This window comes from Mesorhizobium sp. WSM4935 (genome assembly GCF_029625735.1).
In the GTDB taxonomy this organism is placed as follows: domain Bacteria; phylum Pseudomonadota; class Alphaproteobacteria; order Rhizobiales; family Rhizobiaceae; genus Mesorhizobium.
Genome location: NZ_JARTVR010000010.1, coordinates 137,481 through 157,419, shown reverse-complemented (window position 1 = coordinate 157,419; position 19,939 = coordinate 137,481). Strand labels below are relative to the sequence as shown.

General features: G+C 63.6%; 24 protein-coding genes. 13 read left to right on the top strand and 11 right to left on the bottom strand.

What is annotated here, in order from left to right; all coding sequences use genetic code 11:
• Positions 1-19: 19 nt before the first annotated feature.
• The gene (locus P9273_RS22135; RefSeq protein ID WP_442920250.1) at positions 20-352 is read right to left on the bottom strand and encodes a DUF6949 family protein; all 333 of its coding nucleotides are present in this window, start codon (positions 350-352) and stop codon (positions 20-22) included.
• Positions 353-474: 122 nt separating this feature from the next.
• Here P9273_RS22135 and P9273_RS22130 point away from each other — a divergent pair, with 122 nt between their 5' ends.
• The 3 genes from P9273_RS22130 to P9273_RS22120 all read left to right on the top strand — a co-directional run bounded on the left by P9273_RS22130 (position 475) and on the right by P9273_RS22120 (position 3,281).
• Positions 475-1,203 carry a hypothetical protein gene (locus P9273_RS22130; protein WP_278050802.1) on the top strand — a complete coding sequence of 243 codons (729 nt, stop codon included), beginning with the start codon at positions 475-477 and terminating at the stop codon, positions 1,201-1,203.
• 120 nt (positions 1,204-1,323) lie between these two features.
• Positions 1,324-2,577 (top strand): cytochrome P450, encoded by a 1,254-nt coding sequence (locus P9273_RS22125; RefSeq protein ID WP_278050801.1) that lies wholly within the window; start codon positions 1,324-1,326, stop codon positions 2,575-2,577.
• Complete coding sequence (locus P9273_RS22120; RefSeq protein WP_278050800.1) at positions 2,574-3,281, top strand: transporter substrate-binding domain-containing protein; 708 nt, start codon at positions 2,574-2,576, stop codon at positions 3,279-3,281. The genes P9273_RS22125 and P9273_RS22120 overlap by 4 nt, the downstream gene beginning before the upstream one ends.
• A gap of 14 nt (positions 3,282-3,295) precedes the next feature.
• Here P9273_RS22120 and P9273_RS22115 read toward each other — a convergent pair whose 3' ends face one another.
• The 6 genes from P9273_RS22115 to P9273_RS22090 all read right to left on the bottom strand — a co-directional run bounded on the left by P9273_RS22115 (position 3,296) and on the right by P9273_RS22090 (position 8,009).
• Entirely contained in the window at positions 3,296-3,640 is a 345-nt protein-coding gene (locus tag P9273_RS22115) for a cupin domain-containing protein (protein ID WP_278050799.1), read from the bottom strand.
• Position 3,641: 1 nt separating this feature from the next.
• Complete coding sequence (locus P9273_RS22110) at positions 3,642-4,922, bottom strand: O-acetylhomoserine aminocarboxypropyltransferase (protein ID WP_278050798.1); 1,281 nt, start codon at positions 4,920-4,922, stop codon at positions 3,642-3,644.
• Positions 4,923-5,083: 161 nt separating this feature from the next.
• Positions 5,084-5,605: a CoA-binding protein gene (locus tag P9273_RS22105; protein WP_278050797.1), complete on the bottom strand. Its 522-nt coding sequence runs from the start codon at positions 5,603-5,605 to the stop codon at positions 5,084-5,086.
• Entirely contained in the window at positions 5,602-6,357 is a 756-nt protein-coding gene (locus P9273_RS22100; protein WP_442920249.1) for a GNAT family N-acetyltransferase, read from the bottom strand. The genes P9273_RS22105 and P9273_RS22100 overlap by 4 nt, the downstream gene beginning before the upstream one ends.
• 10 nt (positions 6,358-6,367) lie before the next feature.
• Entirely contained in the window at positions 6,368-7,144 is a 777-nt protein-coding gene (locus tag P9273_RS22095) for an AAA family ATPase (RefSeq protein WP_278050795.1), read from the bottom strand.
• A 43-nt stretch (positions 7,145-7,187) separates the two neighbouring features.
• Entirely contained in the window at positions 7,188-8,009 is an 822-nt protein-coding gene (locus P9273_RS22090; RefSeq protein ID WP_278050794.1) for an enoyl-CoA hydratase, read from the bottom strand.
• Positions 8,010-8,160: 151 nt separating this feature from the next.
• Here P9273_RS22090 and P9273_RS22085 point away from each other — a divergent pair, with 151 nt between their 5' ends.
• The 4 genes from P9273_RS22085 to rpsI all read left to right on the top strand — a co-directional run bounded on the left by P9273_RS22085 (position 8,161) and on the right by rpsI (position 10,508).
• The gene (locus P9273_RS22085) at positions 8,161-8,625 is read left to right on the top strand and encodes a PaaI family thioesterase (protein ID WP_278050793.1); all 465 of its coding nucleotides are present in this window, start codon (positions 8,161-8,163) and stop codon (positions 8,623-8,625) included.
• A 41-nt stretch (positions 8,626-8,666) separates the two neighbouring features.
• Positions 8,667-9,317, top strand: coding sequence for a LysE family translocator (locus P9273_RS22080; RefSeq protein WP_278050792.1), 651 nt, complete (start codon positions 8,667-8,669; stop codon positions 9,315-9,317).
• Positions 9,318-9,573: 256 nt separating this feature from the next.
• Positions 9,574-10,038, top strand: a complete 465-nt coding sequence (gene rplM / locus P9273_RS22075) for a 50S ribosomal protein L13 (protein WP_040983169.1) — start codon at positions 9,574-9,576, stop codon at positions 10,036-10,038.
• Positions 10,038-10,508 (top strand): 30S ribosomal protein S9, encoded by a 471-nt coding sequence (gene rpsI / locus P9273_RS22070; RefSeq protein WP_040999876.1) that lies wholly within the window; start codon positions 10,038-10,040, stop codon positions 10,506-10,508. The genes rplM and rpsI overlap by 1 nt, the downstream gene beginning before the upstream one ends.
• Positions 10,509-10,596: 88 nt before the next feature.
• On the opposite strand, the gene P9273_RS22065 is transcribed toward rpsI, so the two are convergent.
• On the bottom strand, positions 10,597-11,502 hold the full coding sequence (locus P9273_RS22065) for a LysR family transcriptional regulator (protein ID WP_278050791.1): 906 nt from the start codon (positions 11,500-11,502) through the stop codon (positions 10,597-10,599).
• Positions 11,503-11,597: 95 nt separating this feature from the next.
• Here P9273_RS22065 and P9273_RS22060 point away from each other — a divergent pair, with 95 nt between their 5' ends.
• Positions 11,598-12,470 carry an aldo/keto reductase family oxidoreductase gene (locus tag P9273_RS22060; RefSeq protein WP_278050790.1) on the top strand — a complete coding sequence of 291 codons (873 nt, stop codon included), beginning with the start codon at positions 11,598-11,600 and terminating at the stop codon, positions 12,468-12,470.
• Positions 12,471-12,666: 196 nt separating this feature from the next.
• Here the strand turns inward: P9273_RS22060 and P9273_RS22055 are convergent, their stop codons facing one another.
• Positions 12,667-13,725, bottom strand: coding sequence for a glycerophosphodiester phosphodiesterase family protein (locus tag P9273_RS22055; protein WP_278050789.1), 1,059 nt, complete (start codon positions 13,723-13,725; stop codon positions 12,667-12,669).
• A gap of 95 nt (positions 13,726-13,820) precedes the next feature.
• Positions 13,821-15,035 (bottom strand): acyltransferase family protein, encoded by a 1,215-nt coding sequence (locus tag P9273_RS22050; protein ID WP_278050788.1) that lies wholly within the window; start codon positions 15,033-15,035, stop codon positions 13,821-13,823.
• A gap of 125 nt (positions 15,036-15,160) precedes the next feature.
• On the opposite strand from P9273_RS22050, the gene speB reads away from it, so the two are divergent.
• The 3 genes from speB to P9273_RS22035 are packed head-to-tail and all read left to right on the top strand — an operon-like array spanning position 15,161 to position 17,987.
• Positions 15,161-16,162, top strand: a complete 1,002-nt coding sequence (gene speB / locus P9273_RS22045) for an agmatinase (RefSeq protein ID WP_040999881.1) — start codon at positions 15,161-15,163, stop codon at positions 16,160-16,162.
• 31 nt (positions 16,163-16,193) lie between these two features.
• Positions 16,194-17,126 (top strand): N-acetyl-gamma-glutamyl-phosphate reductase, encoded by a 933-nt coding sequence (gene argC, locus P9273_RS22040; RefSeq protein ID WP_278050787.1) that lies wholly within the window; start codon positions 16,194-16,196, stop codon positions 17,124-17,126.
• A gap of 6 nt (positions 17,127-17,132) precedes the next feature.
• Positions 17,133-17,987 (top strand): aminoglycoside phosphotransferase family protein, encoded by an 855-nt coding sequence (locus P9273_RS22035; RefSeq protein ID WP_278050786.1) that lies wholly within the window; start codon positions 17,133-17,135, stop codon positions 17,985-17,987.
• Here P9273_RS22035 and P9273_RS22030 read toward each other — a convergent pair.
• Positions 17,977-19,068, bottom strand: coding sequence for a COX15/CtaA family protein (locus tag P9273_RS22030; RefSeq protein ID WP_278050785.1), 1,092 nt, complete (start codon positions 19,066-19,068; stop codon positions 17,977-17,979). The genes P9273_RS22035 and P9273_RS22030 overlap by 11 nt on opposite strands.
• 151 nt (positions 19,069-19,219) lie before the next feature.
• Between P9273_RS22030 and P9273_RS22025 the strand changes: the two genes are divergently transcribed.
• Both P9273_RS22025 and P9273_RS22020 read left to right on the top strand, forming a co-directional pair.
• Positions 19,220-19,435 (top strand): DUF2842 domain-containing protein, encoded by a 216-nt coding sequence (locus tag P9273_RS22025; RefSeq protein WP_040999884.1) that lies wholly within the window; start codon positions 19,220-19,222, stop codon positions 19,433-19,435.
• A 94-nt stretch (positions 19,436-19,529) separates the two neighbouring features.
• On the top strand, positions 19,530-19,934 hold the full coding sequence (locus P9273_RS22020) for a hypothetical protein (RefSeq protein ID WP_278050784.1): 405 nt from the start codon (positions 19,530-19,532) through the stop codon (positions 19,932-19,934).
• Positions 19,935-19,939: the final 5 nt, after the last annotated feature.

The following is a 19,939-nucleotide window of genomic DNA, read 5'->3' as shown; positions in this document are numbered from 1 at the left end:
TTTTCCACTCCGAATCGTCTCAAGCAGCGAATTCGAAGGACCCTAAATTCTCGGTCGCCCAGGAAGCAATGGCGATAAGCACGACGCCAAGCGCCAGCGCCCAAGCGATGGCCGTGCAGCCGCAGGACAACAACGCCATCGTGCCGATGCGGCCTTCGCGGCGGGCGGCCAAGGCCTCGTTGGTGAGCATGAACGGCCCGGCGCAAGCCGTCGCTGCCAGCGAACGCAGGATATGGACGGGCGAAACATAGGGTTCGGCAAAGGCCAGGCGCCGGCCGGACAGCAGTTCCATGGCCGAGCCGGCTAGTCCGCAAGCCGTGACGCCAACCGCAAACGCGTAAAGAACAAGCACAACGGGATCCGTGTTTACCAACCGTTTACCATGAAAACGCACAGTCGTGCCAACGCGCTGCAAGAGCCATGCCGCGCCGGCTGTGCCGCCGAAGGACAGGCGGACGGATCGGGGAAGAGCAAATGAAAGACGCAACGGCTGCCGAGAGCCCGGACTTCGAGCTCGTCGATTCGGCCCTGATGAAGCGGGTCTTCTACATCTTCGCGGCGCTGGCGCTGCTTTCGGTGGCGATCAGCGCCGGCGGCAAATGGCTTGGACGATCGATCGCCATGGCCGGCTATACGGACGACACCACGGTGCGCCAGATCGTCATGGGCAACAATCTCATCAGCGTGCCGGCAAACTTCATCCGCTTCGACCAGGCCAGGCGCGACGGCATCGCTTCCCGACTCGATCTCTATCTGCGCTATCCCGAGATGGACGGCTACAGCACGGCCGCGCGCGACGACTTCAACCACACGACGACCAGGAAGATCATCTTCCTGTCATTCGAGCCGCGGATGATGTCGCGCGACATGAGCGGCCGTTTCGCGCCGATCTACAGCGCCCTGATCGAAAAGCCGGGCAAGCCCGGCCCGGGCGGCACGACGATTTATACCTTCACGGAAAAGTCAGGCTATCTGAACGAAGTACTGGCCGTCGCCGAACGCCCCGGCAAGGATCCGTTCGTCGCCCGCTGCCTGAGCGGCCCGAGCGCGGAAGAATCTTTGGCGCCCTGCGAACGCGATATTCAGGTCGGCGACGATCTCAGCCTGACCTACCGTTTTCCACGCGAGCTGCTGGCGAACTGGCCGGCGCTCGACGCGGCAATCGCCACGAAAGTGGCGAGCATCCTCAAGACCGGGCGCTGAAGCGCGGCGCCGGAGCATCGTGCACGCCGCCCTGTCTCCTTACCTGGCTCAATGTATTGGCACGACGGGCGCCAAGATACGGTCTGGCATCGGGCTGACAAGGCGCGCTAATGGTCAGGCATGATGCCAGCCTATCTCGACTTCGACTCAGCCGGCCGCCGTCTGCGGCTCGATCCGCACGAACCCGCCTTCGTGCAGAATCCTTATGAGGCCTATGCCTTCCTGCATGGCGCTGCCAACGCGTTCTTCTGGGAAGACTATGGTTTCTGGTGTTTTGGCGGTTTCGACGACGTCAGCCGGCTGCTGCGCGACCGCCGCTTCGGCCGGCAGAACCCGGCCGGCATTCCGGACAGCCGCGGCGTCGGCGACGACCGCTCGCATCTCGTCGCCTTCGATGCCATCGAGGCCAATTCCATGCTGGAGCTCGAGCCGCCGGTGCATACGCGGCTCAGAACGCTGGTCAACCGCGCCTTCGTCTCCCGCCAAGTCGAGCGGCTGAGGCGACGCATCGATGCATTGGCCAATGAGCTGATCGATCGCTTCGAACCAAACAGCGTCGACCTTCTGCCGGCCTATGCCTCGCCGCTGCCGATCACCATCATCGCAGAGATGCTCGGCGTTCCGGTCGGTATGGGGCCGCAACTGCTCGACTGGTCGCACCAAATGGTCGCCATGTACATGCATGGCCGAACGCGCGAAATCGAGGACACGGCCAATCGCGCGGCGCGCGATTTCGCTGCCTTTCTGCGCGGTTACGTGACCGAGCGGCGCAAGAAGCCCGGCGACGACCTGCTGTCGCTCTTGATCGAAGCCCAAGACAACGGCCAGAAGCTTTCCGAGGACGAGCTGGTGTCCTCGGCGATCCTGCTTCTCAATGCCGGCCACGAGGCGACCGTGCACCAGACCGGCAATGCGGTACGCTCTATCCTCGCGCAAGGCGGCGATCCGCGTCGCTTCTTCGAAACGCCGGAGAGAAACGTCGCGGCGGTCGAAGAATGCCTCCGCTACGACGCGCCGCTGCATATGTTCCTACGCTATGCCTATGAGGAGATCGAGGTTTCGCCGGGCATCCTGGTCAAACCCGGAGAGATGGTCGCGCTGCTGCTCGGCATGGCCAATCACGATCCCCTGGCTTTTTCCGAGCCCGACATCTTCAACCCGGCCCGCAGGGACCAGAAGAACGTCTCCTTCGGCGCCGGCATCCATTTCTGCATCGGTGCGCCGCTGGCGCGGCTTGAGTTGCAAGTCTCGCTGAAGACGCTGTTCGACCGGTTGCCGAATCTACGCCCGGCGGAGGCGCCACGATTCCGCGACACCTATCATTTCCACGGGCTGGAGAGGCTGACGATCGCTCTTCGGGACAACCAGAAATGAGATTCGCGTTCCTGCAGGAACCTCCCTTCTGCTTCACCGATGTTTCCGGCAGGGTCGGTGGCTGCGACACGGAGCTCGCCGCGAAAATCTGCCGGATGCTCGACCTGGAGGACTTCTCGCCGATCGAGGCGGAGTTCGCCGAACTGTTGCCTGGCGTGGCCGACGGCCGCTGGGATATGACGACCGGTCTGTTCATCTCGGACGAGCGCAAAAGGCTCGTCGAGTTTACGCGCCCGATCTGGTCATTGCCTGACGGACTGATGGTCGCGAAGAACAATCCGTTGGGGCTGGAGGGCTACCGCTCGCTTGCCCGGCATCCTTCAGCGGTACTTGGCGTGATATCGGATCAGGTTCAGCATCAAACCGCGTTGCAGAACGGCGTTCCGCCCGATCGGGTTAGAATGTTCGCGACGCAGGCTCAGGCGGCGGAGGCCGTGGCGAAGGGTATGGCACAGGCCTATGCCAGCGTCGCCATGGCGCATCGCGGCTACATTGCCCAGCGCCCCGACGAGCGGCTCGATGTCGTCGAGGTTCCTGCATCGGAGAAGCAGCCTGCCGCCGGTGCGTTCGCATTGGCCAGGAGCAATCCCGCGCTGCGTCAAAAAGTGGATCGGTGCCTGAATGAATTGCTTGGCGGTCCCTGGCACCGCAAGATGATGAGCGAATACGGCTTTTCCGACGGTGATATCGATAGGCTGCTATGAGCCGGCCGAAGCCGTCAAAACTTGATCACATATTCCTTACGGGTCGTCTCCAGCACTTCCCAGGTGCCCTTGAATCCCGGACGCAGCACGAAACTGTCGCCGGCCCGCACGGTGCGCACCTCGCCGCCGTCCTCCGCGATCACCGAGACGCCGGACAGGATGTGGCAGAATTCCCATTCGTCATAGACGATGCGCCATTTGCCCGGCGTCGCTTCCCAGACACCGGCATAAAGGCCGCCCTCGCGCTCCTCGACATTCCAGGTGCGGAATTTCGGATCGCCCGAGATTACCCGGTCCGGGGCCGCCGCGCCGGCCTCCGGTTCGACGCTTTCGACATTGATCGCAAGAAAGGCCGACATATCAGACCTTGCCGAGCGCCTGTTCGAGATCGGCGACGATGTCGTTGACGTCCTCGATGCCGATCGACAGCCGTACCGTATCCGGCCCAGCGCCGGCCCTGACCTTCTGCTCGTCGGAAAGCTGACGGTGCGTGGTCGAGGCCGGATGGATGACCAGCGACTTGGTGTCGCCGACATTGGCGAGGTGCGAGAAGAGCTCAAGCGCCTCGACAAATTTGACACCGGCCTCGTAGCCGCCCTTGAGGCCGAAGGTGAAGACGGCGCCCGCGCCCTGCGGCGAGTATTTCTTCTGCAGCGCATTGTTCTTGTCGCCGGGAAGGCCGGGATAATTCACCCAGGCAACCTTGGGATGATTGGAGAGCCAGCCCGCGACGCTCGCCGCGTTGTCGCAGTGGCGCTGCATCCTGAGCGGCAGCGTTTCCAGGCCGGTCAAAAGCAGGAAGGCGTTGAAGGGCGAGATCGCGGCGCCGATGTCGCGCAGGCCGAGCACGCGCGCGGCAATCGCGAAGGCGAAGTTGCCAAAGGTTTCGTGCAGGACGAGACCGCCATATTCGGGACGGGGCTCCGACAGCATCGGATATTTGCCCGACTTCGACCAGTCGAAGGTGCCGCCATCGATAATGCCGCCGCCGATCGAATTGCCGTGGCCGCCGATGAACTTGGTCAACGAATGCACGACGATGTCGGCGCCGTGCTCGATCGGCCGCACCAGATAGGGCGAGGCCAACGTGTTGTCGACGATCAGCGGCAGGCCGTGCTTGCGGGCGATGTCGCCGATCTTCTCGATGTCGACGAAGACGCCGCCGGGATTGGCAAGGCTCTCGATGAAGATTGCCTTGGTCCTGTCGTCGATCTGGCTCTCGAAGGTCGAGGGATCGATCGGATCAGCCCAGCGCACCTCCCAGCCGAAATTCTTGAAGGCATGACCGAACTGGTTAATTGATCCGCCATAGAGCTTGTTGGCGGCGACGAAATTGTCGCCCGGCTGCATCAGATTGTGGAAGACCAGCACCTGGGCGGCATGGCCGGAGGCGACGGCAAGCGCGGCGGTGCCGCCTTCCAGCGCGGCAAGGCGCTCCTCGAGCACCGCCTGCGTCGGGTTCATGATGCGGGTGTAGATGTTGCCGAAGGCCTTCAGCCCGAACAGCGAGGCGGCATGGTCGGCATCGTCGAAGACATAGGAGGTGGTCTGGTAGATCGGCGTGGCGCGGGCGCCGGTTGCCGGATCGGGCTTTGCGCCGGCATGAACGGCTAAAGTGTTGAAACCGGGCGTACGGGTCATCGAAAACCTACCTCTCCTGATCTTTCGAAAATTGCCGGGCATTCTTGGCGAAGCCCGAGTTGGAATGCAAAGAAGAAAATGCCTTTCGGGGCGCGATCTGCGACCAACGCCGGGAAAAATCCAATTCTTCCGGGATAATTTTTCCAAGCCAGGCCAGCGGCCTATTTCTGCCGCACGCCGAAGCTCTGGAAGCCCTGCCTCATCAAAGGCTTCTTCGACGACAGCACGCCGGAGTTGACACCGGTCCAGCCGATCTCGCCGGACAGCTTGCCATATTCGATCTTCGGGCAGCGGTTCATCACCACCTTGATGCCCGCGGCCTCGGCGCGGGCAGCCGCCTCGTCATGACGCACGCCAAGCTGCATCCAGACGACCTTGGGCAGCGGGTCGAGCTTCAGCACCTGGTCGATGATGCCGGGCACCGCCGCGGAGCCGCGGAAAATGTCGACCATGTCCACTGGACGCGGCAGATCGGCGAGGCTCGCATAGACCGTCTGTCCGAGGATCTGCTTACCGGCATGACCGGGATTGATCGGCAGCACCGAAAAGCCTTTGGCCAAAAGGTATTTCAGCACGAAATAGCTCGGCCGCACGTCGTTGGGCGAGGCGCCGACCATGGCGATCGTCCTCACCGAATTCAGGATGCCGGCGATGTAGGCGTTGTCGTATGCGTCGTGATTCATGCTGCGATGGTCTTCCTGCGATAATGGTAGCGATAGAGCTCGCGGCTGAAGCCGAGGGAAGCGTAGAGCGCGCGTGCGGGCGCGTTGTCGGCGACCACCTGCAGGCACCCGGCCTTTGCGCCCGCCCACCTGGCCCAGCCGATCAGCCTGCCGACCGTCCTGCGGCCGAGCCCCTGCTGCCTGAATCCGGCTTCGGTTTCAACCGCCTCGAGGACGAGCAACCGGTTGCGGATGACGCCAAAGGCAAAGGCCGCGATTTGGCCATCACGCTCACACGACACGAATGCCCTGTCGCCCATGATCAAGCCCGTCATATGGCGAAAGATGCGGCGCTCCGCATTGTCGTAGCCGCCGGTACGGAAACGCGCCTCGAACCAATTCTCGGTTGGCGCTGCCGAGACCGTGATGTCGTCATCGCTGTGCCCCTGAAGCGCATCGATCTCGGCATGAAGGTGTATCGTCCCGCCTTCGCGGCCGTAATCCCGACGGTCGAGTTCGAGTTCCAGTTCGGGCGCGATGTCGGGAACGCGAAACAGCGGGGCCTGGCCATGGCCGGCGTAGAACGCCTCGGCGGCGTCGATCACTCTCTCAGGCGCGCCGCGCTGGCCAGGCAAGGGGTTGGCGGAATTCGGCCGCCTTATCCGCCCGCCTGAGCGGCGAAACACCCATCCGAGAGCGACAGTCTCAAGCGCGGCAGGCCATGCCTCGCGACAGGCTTGTTCCACTTCCCAACTGAGATCGTCCCGGTTCATGCGCCCACCGCTACTCATCGTCGTCCCGCAGCGCCTCCTCCATAAACATCTGCGGATCGCTGCAGAAGTCGCGCATCATGCGAAAATGATCGGTATCCTGAAAATCGATCGGGTCGAGACCCAAGCGGCTGATGCGGAAGAGCCGCGCGTTCGGGCAAGCCATCAGCAGCGGCGAGTGTGTGGCCATGATCACCTGCGCGGTGCCGGATTGTTCCATGCGTTGAAGCAGTTTCAACAGTTCGATCTGGCGCGTCGGCGACAGCGCGCTTTCGGGCTCGTCGAGGATATAGATGCCTTGCCTGCGGCAACGCTCCTCGAAGAAGCGGATGAAGCCCTCGCCATGCGACCATGACAGGAAATCCGGTGGCGCCGCCCCGACATCCAGCGCGGCTTGGTCGAGATAGCGCGACACGGAGTAGAAGGATTCGGCGCGAAAGAACCATCCAGCGGTGACTTTGGGAAGCCAGTGGGCACGAAGCGTGGCGCCGAGTGCGGCACCGCTCTTGTCGACGGCACGCGAATGGTCGACCGGCATGTAGCCCTTGCCGCCGCCCGCCTCGTCATAGCCGGCAAGCGCGCCGATGGCTTCGAGCAGTGTCGATTTTCCGGTGCCGTTCTCGCCGACGATGATGGTTATGGCCGAGGGGAATTCGAACTCGAACCCGCGATCGCGAAAGATCGGCAGGTTCCAGGGATATTGCTCCCAGTCGGCAACGCGCGAGGGCTCAAGCAGGATACGCTTGAGATAGGGCGCTTTGAGCCGTGTCAGTTGCTTGCGGGCAGCCACATGGAACCTTCAGCGATAGAACGGCTCGGCTTCATTCAACCGGCTACTCGTCGGCCCATTCCGGCTTGCGCTTACCGATGAAGGCGCCGATGCCTTCCTCGGCGTCGCGCGCCAACATGTTCTCGACCATAACCCGGCCGGTATAGGCATAGGCGTCGGCGAGTCCCATTTCGGCCTGGGCGTAAAAGGCTTCCTTACCGGTCCTGACCACCGAAGAGGATTTGGAAGCAATGGTTTGCGCGTATTTGTTGACAACTTGATTGAGATACTCGCGCGGCACGATGCGGTTGATCAGGCCGAATTCCTTGGCGGTCGCGGCGTCGATCGTCTCGCCGGTAAGCAGCATTTCCATCGCCTGCTTGCGCGAGACGTTGCGCGACAGCGCCACCATCGGCGTCGAGCAGAACAGGCCGATATTGACGCCCGGCGTGCAGAAGGTGGCCTCGTGCGAGGCGATCGCAAGGTCGCAGCTGGCGACCAGTTGCAGACCGGCGGCGGTCGCCAGGCCGTCGACCTCGGCGATCACCGGTTTTGGGTGGCGCACGATCGTCTGCATCAACGCTGCACAGGCCGCGAAGGTCTTTTCGAAGAAGGCCTTGCCGCGATCCGCGTCGGCGCGATGCGCCGTCATTTCCTTAAGGTCGTGACCGGCACAGAACACTTTTCCCGACGCCGCCAGAATGATGACGCGCACGGATTTGTCGGTTTTGACGCGATCGAACTCGGCCTGCAGTGCCGCCATCGTCGCCAGCGACAGCGCATTGGCCGGCGGGCTGGCAAGCGTGAGGCGCAGGACGCCCTTCTCCTGGGCGACAAGAACGGGGCCGTCGGCGACGGCGGGTTTGATGGCGACGACTTCAGCCATGTCCAACCTTTCGGGGTCAGCGCTCGCGGCGCATGGAGCAACAGAACTAGCACGCTGCCGGTTGAAGAACAGCCGAGAGACGTGTTTTCTCCGTCGCACCGTTTGGTCCAGGCACATCGCCTGGAGCTTGCCATTCATATAGGACGCCATCATGCCCGCCCAAAGCGATCTGAAACCAATGCTCAACGCGGCGGAAGTCAATGCGCTGATGGCAAGCGTCTATCCGCAGCTCAACGACAGCTTCACCTCCTATGAGGCGATCGACGTGTTTCCGGGCGGCTGCACGGTGCGGCTCAACGCTGATGAGAGGCATCTGCGCCCCGGCGGAACGGTGTCGGGTCCGTCGCTGTTCACGCTGGCCGACATCGGCGGCTATGTCTGCGTGCTCAGCCACGCCGGACCGGACGCACTGTCGGTGACGGTCAACCTCGACATCAATTTCATGCGCAAGGCCGCGGCCGGGCCGATCGACGGCCATTGCCGCATCCTCAAGCTTGGCAAAAGCCTGATGGTGTTCGACATCGACATCGTGGCGGGGCCGGACGGGCAAACGGTAGCGCACGCCACCGGCACCTATTCGATTCCGAGGAAGCGGATAACCGACAAGCCGGCCTGACGTGTTGCCGGAACTCCCAGTCGACACGTTCGTTCTGCGGCATGCCCGATGTTACAACCTACCTTGCCTTTGTCGGCGCCGTGCTCGCCTATCAGCTTTCCGGTGTCGGTCCCGACATGATGCTGGTGATCAGCCGCGGCGTCGGGCAAGGCTGGCGCCACGCCTTGGCGACCGCAGCGGGCTGCGTGTCGGCCGGCGTCGTCCAGATTCCGTTGCTGGCAATGGGACTTGCCTCGCTGATCACATCCTCCCCATCTCTTTACAGCTTCCTTCAGATCGTCGGCGCCATCTATCTGATCGCCATCGGGATCAAATTCCTGTTGGCGCGTCGACTGGGCGAAGATGGCGGTGTGTCTGCCTTTGCCAAGACGAGCGGCATCCCGGCCGCTTTCCGGCAAGGCATGATATGCAATCTCACCAATCCGACGACGCTCGCTTTCATGCTGGCGGTGCTGCCGCAATTCGTCCATCCCTGGGGCGGCTCGGCTGCGCTGCAGTTCATCATTCTCGGCACGACCATGAAGATGATGGGACTGGTTGTTCTCAGCGCGGTTGCGTTGACCTCTGGCGCGGTCGGCGGTTGGCTGGCGCGCCGAGGCGCGTTCCTCGTTTGGCAGGAAAGGTTGGCAGGAGCCTTGATGGTCGCCATCGGCGCCAGGCTCCTTCTTGCCGCTGTGGCCGGGCGGCGGTGAACGAGAGAAAGTTACCGCATATGTGGTAAAATAATACCATTCTCGTTAGCCGTTGAATTTAAATAGATTTTTGCGGTCTTAGGCCGTAGCTGATACTTGACGCGTCAGACGCCCTCGCCTATAAGCCCTCGCGAAGCAGCGGCCCACAAAGGCCGCCGTTTTGTTATTGGCGGTGGCTCCGGCTTTCCCGTCAATCCAAGCAACAAGAAACGCCTTCTTTCCTTCGGGTCTGGAAGGTCCAACGTGAGAGAAAACCATGGCTACCTTTTCGCAGAAGCCTGCGGATGTGGTGAAGAAGTGGGTGCTGATCGACGCCGAGGGTCTCGTCGTCGGTCGTCTGGCCACTGTCATCGCCAACCATCTGCGCGGCAAGCACAAGCCTACCTTCACCCCGCATGTCGATGATGGCGACAACGTCATCGTCATCAATGCCGACAAGGTGGTGTTCACCGGCAAGAAGTACACCGACAAGGTCTATTACTGGCACACCGGCCATCCCGGCGGCATCAAGGAGCGCACCGCGCGCCAACTGCTCGAGGGTCGTTTCCCCGAGCGCGTCGTCGAGAAGGCCGTCGAGCGCATGATCCCGCGCGGCCCGCTTGGCCGTCGCCAGATGAAGAATCTCCGCGTCTATGCCGGCGCCGAGCATCCGCACACCGCCCAGCAGCCCGTCACGCTCGACGTGGCCAAGCTGAACTCCAAGAACAAGAGGGCCTCGTAATGGCTGAGCTTTCCTCGCTCGCAGAACTCGGCACGGTCGCCGCGCAGCCGGCCGCGCCCGTGCATGTCCAGAAGCTCGACAAGTCGGGCCGCGCCTATGCCACCGGCAAGCGCAAGAACGCCATCGCGCGCGTCTGGGTAAAGCCGGGCTCCGGCAAGATCACCGTCAACGACAAGGAATTCGCGACCTATTTCGCGCGTCCGGTGCTGCAGATGATCCTCAACCAGCCGATCGTCGCGGCCAACCGCGCCGGCCAGTACGACATCGTCGCCACCGTCATCGGCGGCGGCCTCTCGGGCCAGGCGGGCGCCGTGCGTCACGGCATCTCCAAGGCGCTGACCTACTACGAGCCGGGCTTGCGCTCGGTGCTCAAGAAGGGCGGCTTCCTGACCCGCGACAGCCGCGTGGTCGAGCGCAAGAAGTACGGCAAGGCGAAGGCCCGCCGCTCGTTCCAGTTCTCAAAGCGCTAATAGGCGCTTGGGGCCAAGTTCTCGAAGCGCTAAGCGCCAAGAGAAGCAAATCTCGAAAGGCCGCCTCCGGGCGGCCTTTTTGTTTCCGTCACCAGTGCCCTGCCGTTTTTATGTAGTCGATGAAGGCACGTAGCGGCGCCGGCACCAGACGGCGTCCGGGATAATAGAGGAAAGGCCCGGAAAATTCCTGCCACCACGGCTCCAGCACAGGTTCCAGCACGCCGCTCTCGAAATGCGGACGCACCCAGTCCTCGAACAGCCAGAGAACGCCGACGCCGGCGATCGCCGCATCGATGGCGAGATCGACGCCTCCGCCGATACTGACGACCAATGGTCCCGTGGTATCGACCCGCACCACCTCACCGTCCCGCTCGAACTCCCAGGGCGTCATGACCCCGCTCGGGAAGCGGCCGCGCACGCAGGCATGACCAAGCAGGTCGCGGGGATGCTGCGGCCGACCATGACGGTCAAGGTAGGACGGCGCAGCGGAGGTGGTGAAGCGCTGCGTGCGCGGTCCGATCGGCACGGCGATCATGTCCTGCTCCAGCCGCTCGTCATAGCGGATGCCGGCATCGCAGCCGGCCACCAGCAGATCGATAAAGTTCTCTTCGGCAATCACCTCCAGGCGAATGGCGGGATAGGCCGCGAGAAATCCCGGAACGATTCTTGGCAGCACCAGCCGCGAGGCGCTTATCGGCACGTTGAGCCGCAAGGTGCCGGCGGGCCGGTCGCGAAAGCCATTCACCACATCGAGCGCCGCCTCGACCTCGCCAAGCGCCGGGCCAAGCCGCGCCAGCAGGCTTGCACCAGCCTCGGTCAAAGCGACGCTGCGCGTGGTGCGGTTGAAGAGCCGCACACCGAGCTGGGCTTCCAGCCGGCGGATGGCTTCACTGAGCGCTGAGGCGCTGCCGGCCGTGGCGCGGGCACCCTCGCGAAAGCCGCCGGCGCGCGCCACGGCCATGAACGCCTGGAGATCGTTGAGGTCAGTCGCCATTGTCCTTTATTCCGCACAAGCCGTGCCGAATATAGCTGATTATCGGGACAGCGGCCATGCCCTATCTCCGTCGTCGACAGCGAAGGAGAACCACGATGTCCAGCGTAGACAAATCCGGCACTTATAAACTCGGCGACCGCTCGGTCCGTCGCCTCGGCTACGGCGCCATGCAGCTAGCCGGTAAAGGCGTGTTCGGTCCGCCGAAAGATCATGACGCGGCCATCGCCGTGCTGCGCGAGGCGATAGCGCAAGGCGTGAACCATATCGATACCAGCGACTATTACGGTCCGTACGTCACCAACAAGCTGATCCGCGAGGCGCTGGCGCCCTACCCCGACGACCTGACCATCGCCACCAAGATCGGCGCCCGCCGCGGCGAAGACGCCTCCTGGCTGCCGGCCTTCACAGCCGATGAGCTCGAACAGGCCGTGCACGACAATCTTCGCAACCTTGGCCTCGAGGTGATGGACGTCGTCAATCTGCGCATCATGTTCGGGGTTCATGGTCCAGCGGAGGGCTCCATCGAGGCGCAGGTCACCAAGCTTGCCGAGCTTCAGCGCAAGGGCCTGGTGCGCCATATCGGCTTGAGCAACGTCACCCGCGCGCAGATCGCGGAAGGCCGCAAGATCTGCGACATCGTCTGCGTGCAGAACCAGTATAATCTCGCGCACCGCGACGACGACCGGCTGATCGATGAACTGGCGCGCGACGGCATCGCCTATGTGCCGTTCTTCCCGCTCGGCGGCTTCAGCCCGTTGCAGTCCTCGACGCTGTCCGGTGTGGCGGAACGGCTTGGAGCGACGCCGATGCAGGTGGCCCTCGCCTGGCTGCTGCAGCGCTCGCCCAACATCCTCCTGATCCCGGGCACCTCGTCCGTCGGGCATCTGCGGGAGAACCTGGCGTCGGCGGAACTGGAGCTGTCGGCGCAGGTGCTGAACGAGCTGGACGGCGTGGCGAAAGCGGCGTGAGATCGGTGCTGTCGCCCCGCCCGCGCCTGCGGCGCGACCTCCCCATCAAGGGGAGGTAAGGCGCCGCGCGTCAAACGCTGGTTTCGCATTCATGGATGTCGCAGGCATGCAGCGACGGCAGGTTGGCACGACGCTCTACCTCCCCTCGATGGGGAGGTCGGCGCGAAGCACCGGGTGGGCGGAGCGCCGGCATCAATCAATTGATGCTCGCCGTATGCGCCGGCTCGGCTGGCTTGGTATCCGTCGTGTAAGGCACGCGATAACCATTCGCCGCCAGCCATTCGATCGCCGCCTTCGGCTCATCGGTCTGGATGATGGTGGCGCCGCGGTCGACCCAGAAACCCCAGGCTTCGCGCGGCAGGCTGGCGGCGACGGCCAGTTCGTCGCCGCGGCCGCCGGCGAGGAAGCCGCCCGGCTTTTTGACGATCGCATAAGTGTCGGCCCAAAGGTGCCAATCGCCGCGGGCCGCTTCCGCCCGCATATGATTGCTGAACAGCGGCCCGCCGGTCGACGTCAGCGTCTCGGCGCCGTTGCGCCAGTTGATCAGTTCGATGGCGCGCGGCGCGAAAGCCTTGTCGACCTCACCGGCGAAGGCGGCGTCATGCACGGCGTCGTCGGCGAGGATCGGCATGAACTGGAAACCGCCGCCGGCCTTGGCAAGTGCAGCGCTCGCTGCATCGATGCGCTGCCGGTTCCAGAGGTTCTCCTTGACGATCACCTGATCGGCCATGCCGAGATCGCGCGCCTCCGCGATCATGCCAGGCAGCTCCGTCACCTCCAGCTTGTTGTCGAGGTTGATCAGGATCCTGTCCCTGGTCGTCAGCAGCATCTCGCGCAATGTCGGCACGGTCTCGTTGGTGACGGCGCCCGTGCCTTCGATGACCAGCCGGCACTTCTTCAACTCGGCAAGCGTGTAGTTCACCACCTCGCCCTTGCACGTGGTCGTGCGGTCGAGCCAGCTGTCATGCATGATAACGAAGGTGCCGTCCTTCGCGCGCCGGACGTCGACCTCGACGATCTCGGCGCCGATTGCGATCGAACCTTCGACGGCGGCCAACGAGTTCTCGGCATAAAGCGTCTTGCCGGCCTGCATGCTGCCGGCGCGATGCGCGGCGATCATCACGTGGTCGCGCCATTGGTTGGCGTGCTCGAAGCGGTCGAGGATTTGGGACGCGCGCGTCTCGCCGGCTAAACTTTGGCCTGAGACAGCGGCAAGTGCGGCGGACAGAAGAAGGCTCAGCCAGAGTGTTCGCATCGGGGAATCGCTCCGTTCCGGGTCGGGACCCGGTTAGGCGATGCCCATGACAGGCCGGTGAACGAAGCCGGCTAGCTGTTTCGCATTGAAGTCCGTCAAATTCGCTTCGCGAGGCACCGGAACCAGGCCAGCGCCGGCATTTCAACGAAGCGCCAGGTGAACCAGGAAGCGACGATGACAGCGATCAGCATCGCGATCAAAGCCGCGAAGCCGATCCAGGGCGAGCCGGTGCCGAAGCCGGTCGCGTGGTCGCCGCGCAGCATCAGGTCGCCGACGATGCCGAGCCCGAGCTTGCGCTCGATCAGGCCGCCGACATTGATCATGCGGGCCTGGACGAAGATATGGACCATGTAGATCGAATAGGAGAGCGAGCCGAGCAGCAGCATCGGCCGGCTGCGCAGCAGGGCGCTGACCAGGCCACCCTCATGCGCAAACAGGTAAAGCGCCAGAGCGAAGACGACCGGCGCCGCCATGCCGATGTCGTTGGTACCGGCAATGGAGACGAACAGCGCGATCACTGCGATCATCGTCAGTTCGGCAAGCGTCCAGGCCAGGCGCCCTGCCCCGCCGCTGAGCGCCTGTCGCGCCCCTGCAATGGAATCGTGCTGAAACCAGGCGAGCAGGGCGCCGAGCGAGAAGCCGTAAAGGCAGCGGATGAAGCCGAAATCGAAGGACACGTCCATATGACGCGTCGAGACCGTGAGCAGGAAAAGCGGCGCCGTCACGGCGGCGGCTACGAACCATATCCAGGCGCGTTGGCCGGCGGTGAAGACGACGGCGGCAAAGAGCAGATAGGTGAAGAACTCGGCCGAAATGCTCCAGCTCGGCGCGTTCCAGTTCAGATGGTCCTCAACGCCCATGCCTTGCAAAAGGAACAGGTTGGCGACGAGGCTTTTCAGGTCGAAGCCGGCGGTGAAGGGTGCCGGACCTGTCCCGTGCAGAGCCGGCAGGACGAGCCGCAGCGCCTCGAAGCCGGCGAAAGCGCCAAGCATCAGGACATGCAGCGGATAGATGCGGCCGAAGCGCACCAGCGCGAACCGGGCAAGGTCGTCCTGCTCGTTCAGTCGGCTGCCATAGGCGCTGGCGATGACGAAGCCGGAAAGCACGAAGAAGAAATCGACGAACAGATAGGAGCCGCCGACAAAGGCGCTTTGCGAAATCGCCGAGGTGGTCGGGAAATGGAACAGCGCCACCAGCAGCGCGCAGATGCCGCGCCAGGAATCCAGCACCAGGAAGCGCTCGCCGGCGATCGTGCCGACACGGGTCGCCGCGGCTGCGGGCGCAAGGTTGAGCAGAGCCGTCTCAGCCATAATGATACAGATCCTGTGCTGCCGTGGCACTCGCCGAGCGCCGCTTCCTTTCCGCAAGCTATGGCTGGCATGTTGCGTGCCGGTTCTGTAGTTGTGGCTGCCCCGATGAACACCGAGGATCCGTAATGGCGAACAAAGAGATCGACCACGCCTTCACCGCCCGCTCCAAGACGGGCGCGTCGTTCGAGCCGACCTATGCCGGCGCGCTGTCGTTCATGCGGCGCAGATACACGAAGGACGTGAAGGGCGCGGACGCGGTCGTGTGGGGCATTCCTTTCGACGCCGCCGTCACCAACCGGCCGGGCGCGCGCTTCGGGCCGCAGGCGATCCGCCGCGCCTCGGCGATCCTCGACAACGACCCGCAATATCCGTTCTCGCGCGATCTGTTCGAGCACCTCTCGGTGGTCGATTACGGTGATTGCCTGCTCGACAGCGGCAATCACCAGAAGACGCCGGGCACGATCGAGCGCGAGGCGGCCAAGATCCTGAAATCAGGCGCTTTCCTGTTGACGCTCGGCGGCGACCATTTCGTCACCTGGCCGCTGCTCAAGGCGCATGCCGCGATCCATGGGCCGCTGGCGCTCGTGCAGTTCGACGCGCATCAGGACACCTGGCCGGATGACGGCAAGCGCATCGACCACGGCTCCTTCGTCGCCCGGGCGGTGAATGAAGGCATCATCGATCCCGACCGCTCGATCCAGATCGGCATCCGCACCCATGCGCCCGGCACGTTCGGCATCAAGATCCTCTACGGCCACGAGGTCGAGGAAATGCGGGCCTCCGACATCGCTTATGCGATCGTCGAGCGCACCGGCGGCAAGAAGACCTATCTCACCTTCGACATCGACTGCCTCGACCCGGCCTTCGCGCCCGGCACCGGCACGCCGGTTGCCGGCGGCCCCTCCTCGGCAAAGATGCTGTCGACACTGCGCCAGCTCGGCCAGATCGACATCGTCGGCGCCGACATCGTCGAGGTTGCGCCCGCCTATGATCATGCCGATATAACGGCAATCGCAGGATCGATCATCGCCATGCATTATCTCGGCTTGCTGGCAGAGCGAAAGGCCCGGGCGGAAGAGTTGAACAACGGCAGTCATGCCGTGATAAATCATGCTCACGCCATATAGTATATTGGAATCGCAGGGAATTTGGTAAGCGATGAAACCGAAAATCTTCATTGACGGCGAACACGGAACGACAGGCCTGCAGATCAGGGCGCTGCTTGCCGACCGCGGCGACCTGGAGATCATCTCCATCCCGACCGAGCGCCGCAAAGAGACCGCCGCCCGCGCCGAATTCCTCAACGCGGCCGATGTCGCGATCCTTTGCCTGCCGGATGCGGCGGCGAAGGAAAGCGTGTCGCTGATTACGAACGACACGACCAAGGTGATCGACGCCTCGACGGCGCATCGCGTCGCCGAGGGCTGGGAATATGGCTTCGCCGAAATGGACAAGGACCAGGCGAAGAAGATCGGCAGCGCGAAACGCGTCGCCAATCCGGGCTGCTGGCCGCAAGGGCCGATCGCGACGCTGCGGCCGCTGGTCTGCGCCGGCCTGTTGCCGGCCGACTTCCCGGTCACCGTCAACGGCATCTCCGGCTATTCCGGCGGCGGCCGGCCGATGATCGAGGATTATGTCGGCAAGGGCGAGGACGCGCCCGAGTTCCTGCCCTACGGGCTGACGCTGCAGCACAAGCATGTGCCGGAGCTCCGCACCTATGCGAAGCTGTCGCACGACCCGATCATGCAGCCGGCGGTGGGCAATTTCGCGCAGGGCATGATCACGGTGGTGCCGCTGCAGCTCGGCGCACTCGATCGCGTACCGACTGGCGCGCAACTCCATGCGGCGATCGCCGACCATTATGCCTCGATCGAGGGCGGCGTGGTCGAGGTCGCGCCATACACCCATGTGGAGCGCATCCCGGAGATCGATCCGGAGATCTATAACGGCACCAACCGGATGAAGGTCTATGTGTTCGCCAATGACGAGAGGGCGCAGGCGCTGCTGATGGCCGTCTACGACAATCTCGGCAAGGGCGCGTCGGGCGCCGCGGTGCAGAATCTCGACCTGATGCTCGGCATCAAGCACTGAGCGGCAATGCAAGCGTTTCCCGAGCGCTGGAAGGTCAGCGCTCCCAAACTCATTGCCGAGACCTTTTCCAGCCGGATCTGGAAGGTGATGCGCGAGGATGGTTCGCCGGCGATCGTCAAGGACCTGAAGCCCTTCGACGACGTCGCGGACGAGTTGCGCGGCGAACATTACCTCGCCTGGCGGCGCGGCGAAGGCGTGGTGCGGTTGCTCGGCCGTGACGGCAATCGCATGCTGCTCGAATATGCCGGCGACAGGCTGCTCTCCGAGCATCTTGCGGAGCATAGCGACGATGCCGCGACCGCGATTGCCGCCGACGTGATGGCGAGGCTGCTGTCGGCGTCAGAGCATACGCCTCCGCCCGACCTGCAGCCGCTGCGGGAACGGTATGTCAGCTTGTTTCGGGTGGCCAAGGCCGACCGCGCTGCCGGGCGAACCAGCCTCTATGTCCACGCCGCAGGCATCGCGGAGCGGCTGCTTGCCGATCCGCACGAGATCAAGCCGCTGCATGGCGACCTGCATCACGACAACATCCTCTTCGGCCCGCGCGGGTGGCTGGCGATCGATCCGAAGGGGGTGCTCGGCGATCCTGGCTTCGATGCGGCCAACATGTTCTACAATCCGCTCGACCGCGACGATCTCTGCCTCGATCCGCGCCGGATCGCGCATATGGCCGAAGCGTTTGGAAAGACGCTCCGACAGTCGCCGCGCGCCATTCTCGACCATGCGATCGCCTATGGCTGCCTGTCGGCCGCATGGCATCGCGAGGACAAGAACGCAGTCGACGAGAATCGGGAACTGGCCGTCGCCGAGGCCGTTCGAAAGGTTCGATCGAAGTACCGATCGCCGGTCGTCAACTTCTGACGTTTATCTCGGTCGGCAGCGGATAGGCGCCCTTGGTGCCGCGCCAATGCGCGGCGGCGAAGCCGAGCAACACAAGCGCGATCGCCTGGTGCGCCAGCGCCATGTGCAGCGGTACCTGCATCAGCAGCGTGCCGACGCCGATCGAGGCCTGGACGACCACCAGCGCGAACAGAAGCGTGGCCCGGCGGGCATGGGTGGTACCGGTCTGGCGCCGCCACGTCGCGATCATATGCCAGAGCGCCACGACAAAGATGGTATAAGCGCCCAGCCGGTGGACGAACTGTACCGTCTTCGGATTTTCGAAGAAGTTCAGCCAGGCGGGTTTCAGGAGAAGCAGATCGGACGGGATCACCTTTCCGTCCATCAGCGGCCATGTGTTGTAGGAAAGGCCCGCATGCAGCCCGGCGACCAGCCCGCCGAGATAGATCTGGAACAGCGCCAAAAGCACGATGAAGCCGGCGAGCCGCTGCGTCGACCGGTCGGCGGCGGGCTCCGAATGCGGCGCCAGCCCGCGCGCGACCACCATGGTGGCGGTGAAGATCAACGCGGCAAGCGTCAGATGCGTGGCCAACCTGTACTGGCTGACCGAAACACGGTCGACAAGGCCGGAAGCCACCATCCACCAACCGATGGCGCCTTGCAATCCGCCGAGCAGAAGGATGCCGATGAGCTTCGGCCCGAGGCCGCGTTCGATCCGGCGCGTCGCCCAGAAGAATAGCAGCGGCACGGCAAAGACCACGCCGACGCTGCGCGCCAGAATGCGGTGCGCCCATTCCCACCAGAAGATCGACTTGAAGTCCGCGACGCTCATGCCCTTGTTAATCTCGGTATATTGCGGGATCTGCTGGTAGCGCTGGAACTCTTCCTGCCATTCGGCCTCGTTGAGTGGCGGGATGACACCGTGAATCGGCTGCCACTCAGTGATCGACAGCCCCGAGCCGGTGAGACGGGTGGAACCGCCGACCAGCACCAGCGCGAACAGCACCAGCAGCACGACATAGAGCCAGCCGCGCACCAAAGCGCGGTTGTGGAGGTCGCGGTCGCGTGCGGCATAGGGGGCTGTAGCGGTGATGGCAGCCATTTCGCTTTCCCGGTGGTTGAAACGCGCGATTGGTGGACCAAGGCCGCTCAACTGGCAAGACTGGACAGCGCGGCACGCCGTCGCGCCGCGCTGCGACGGTTGCGCGCTTTCTTCATTCGGCCTAAGCGGGGCGGGTCAACGGAACCGCGACATGCCCATTCGCCTGAAAAAGCTGATCGGAACCATCTTGCTGGTGGCGCTGGTCGTCATCTATGCGCTGATCGCGTCCGCCGTCGCGGTCACCAGGCTTGCCGAATACGGGCCCACGGCGCATCTCCTGTTCTTCCTGCTCAGCGGCTTTCTCTGGGTTCTGCCGGCGATGGCAATCATCAAATGGCTGATCATCGAGCCGCGCCCGAAGGGCTGACCCTCGCCGACGTCAGGCAAAACGCGAATGTGATTCAGACGTGATCGGGCGCGCGCCTACCTTGCCTCACCATAACTTGGCAGGGAGGCTTGGCATGCTGAGAACCATGTTCGCGATGCTGATCGTTCTGATCGGCTCGTTCGCCGCTTCGATCGCGACAGCGGAAACCATCAATGTCTCGGACGCACATGGCGGCAGCGTCGCCGCCTACAGCCGGCGCTGGAAGGCGCTTGCCGCCCGCGGCGTCGATGTGCGGATTGTCGGCAAGTGCCAGTCGGCCTGCACCGTGCTGCTCGGCTATATTCCGCGCAGCCGCATCTGCGTGACGCCGGCGGCGAGCTTCGGCTTCCACCTGGCACACCGCACCGACGCGACCGGGATGCTCTGGAATGCCTATGCATCCGACATCAGGGGGTGGATCAACGCGCATGGCGGACTCTCGGCGAACTTCAAATGGATGAGCGCGCCGGACACTTACCGATACTTCCATAGGTGCTGACGATG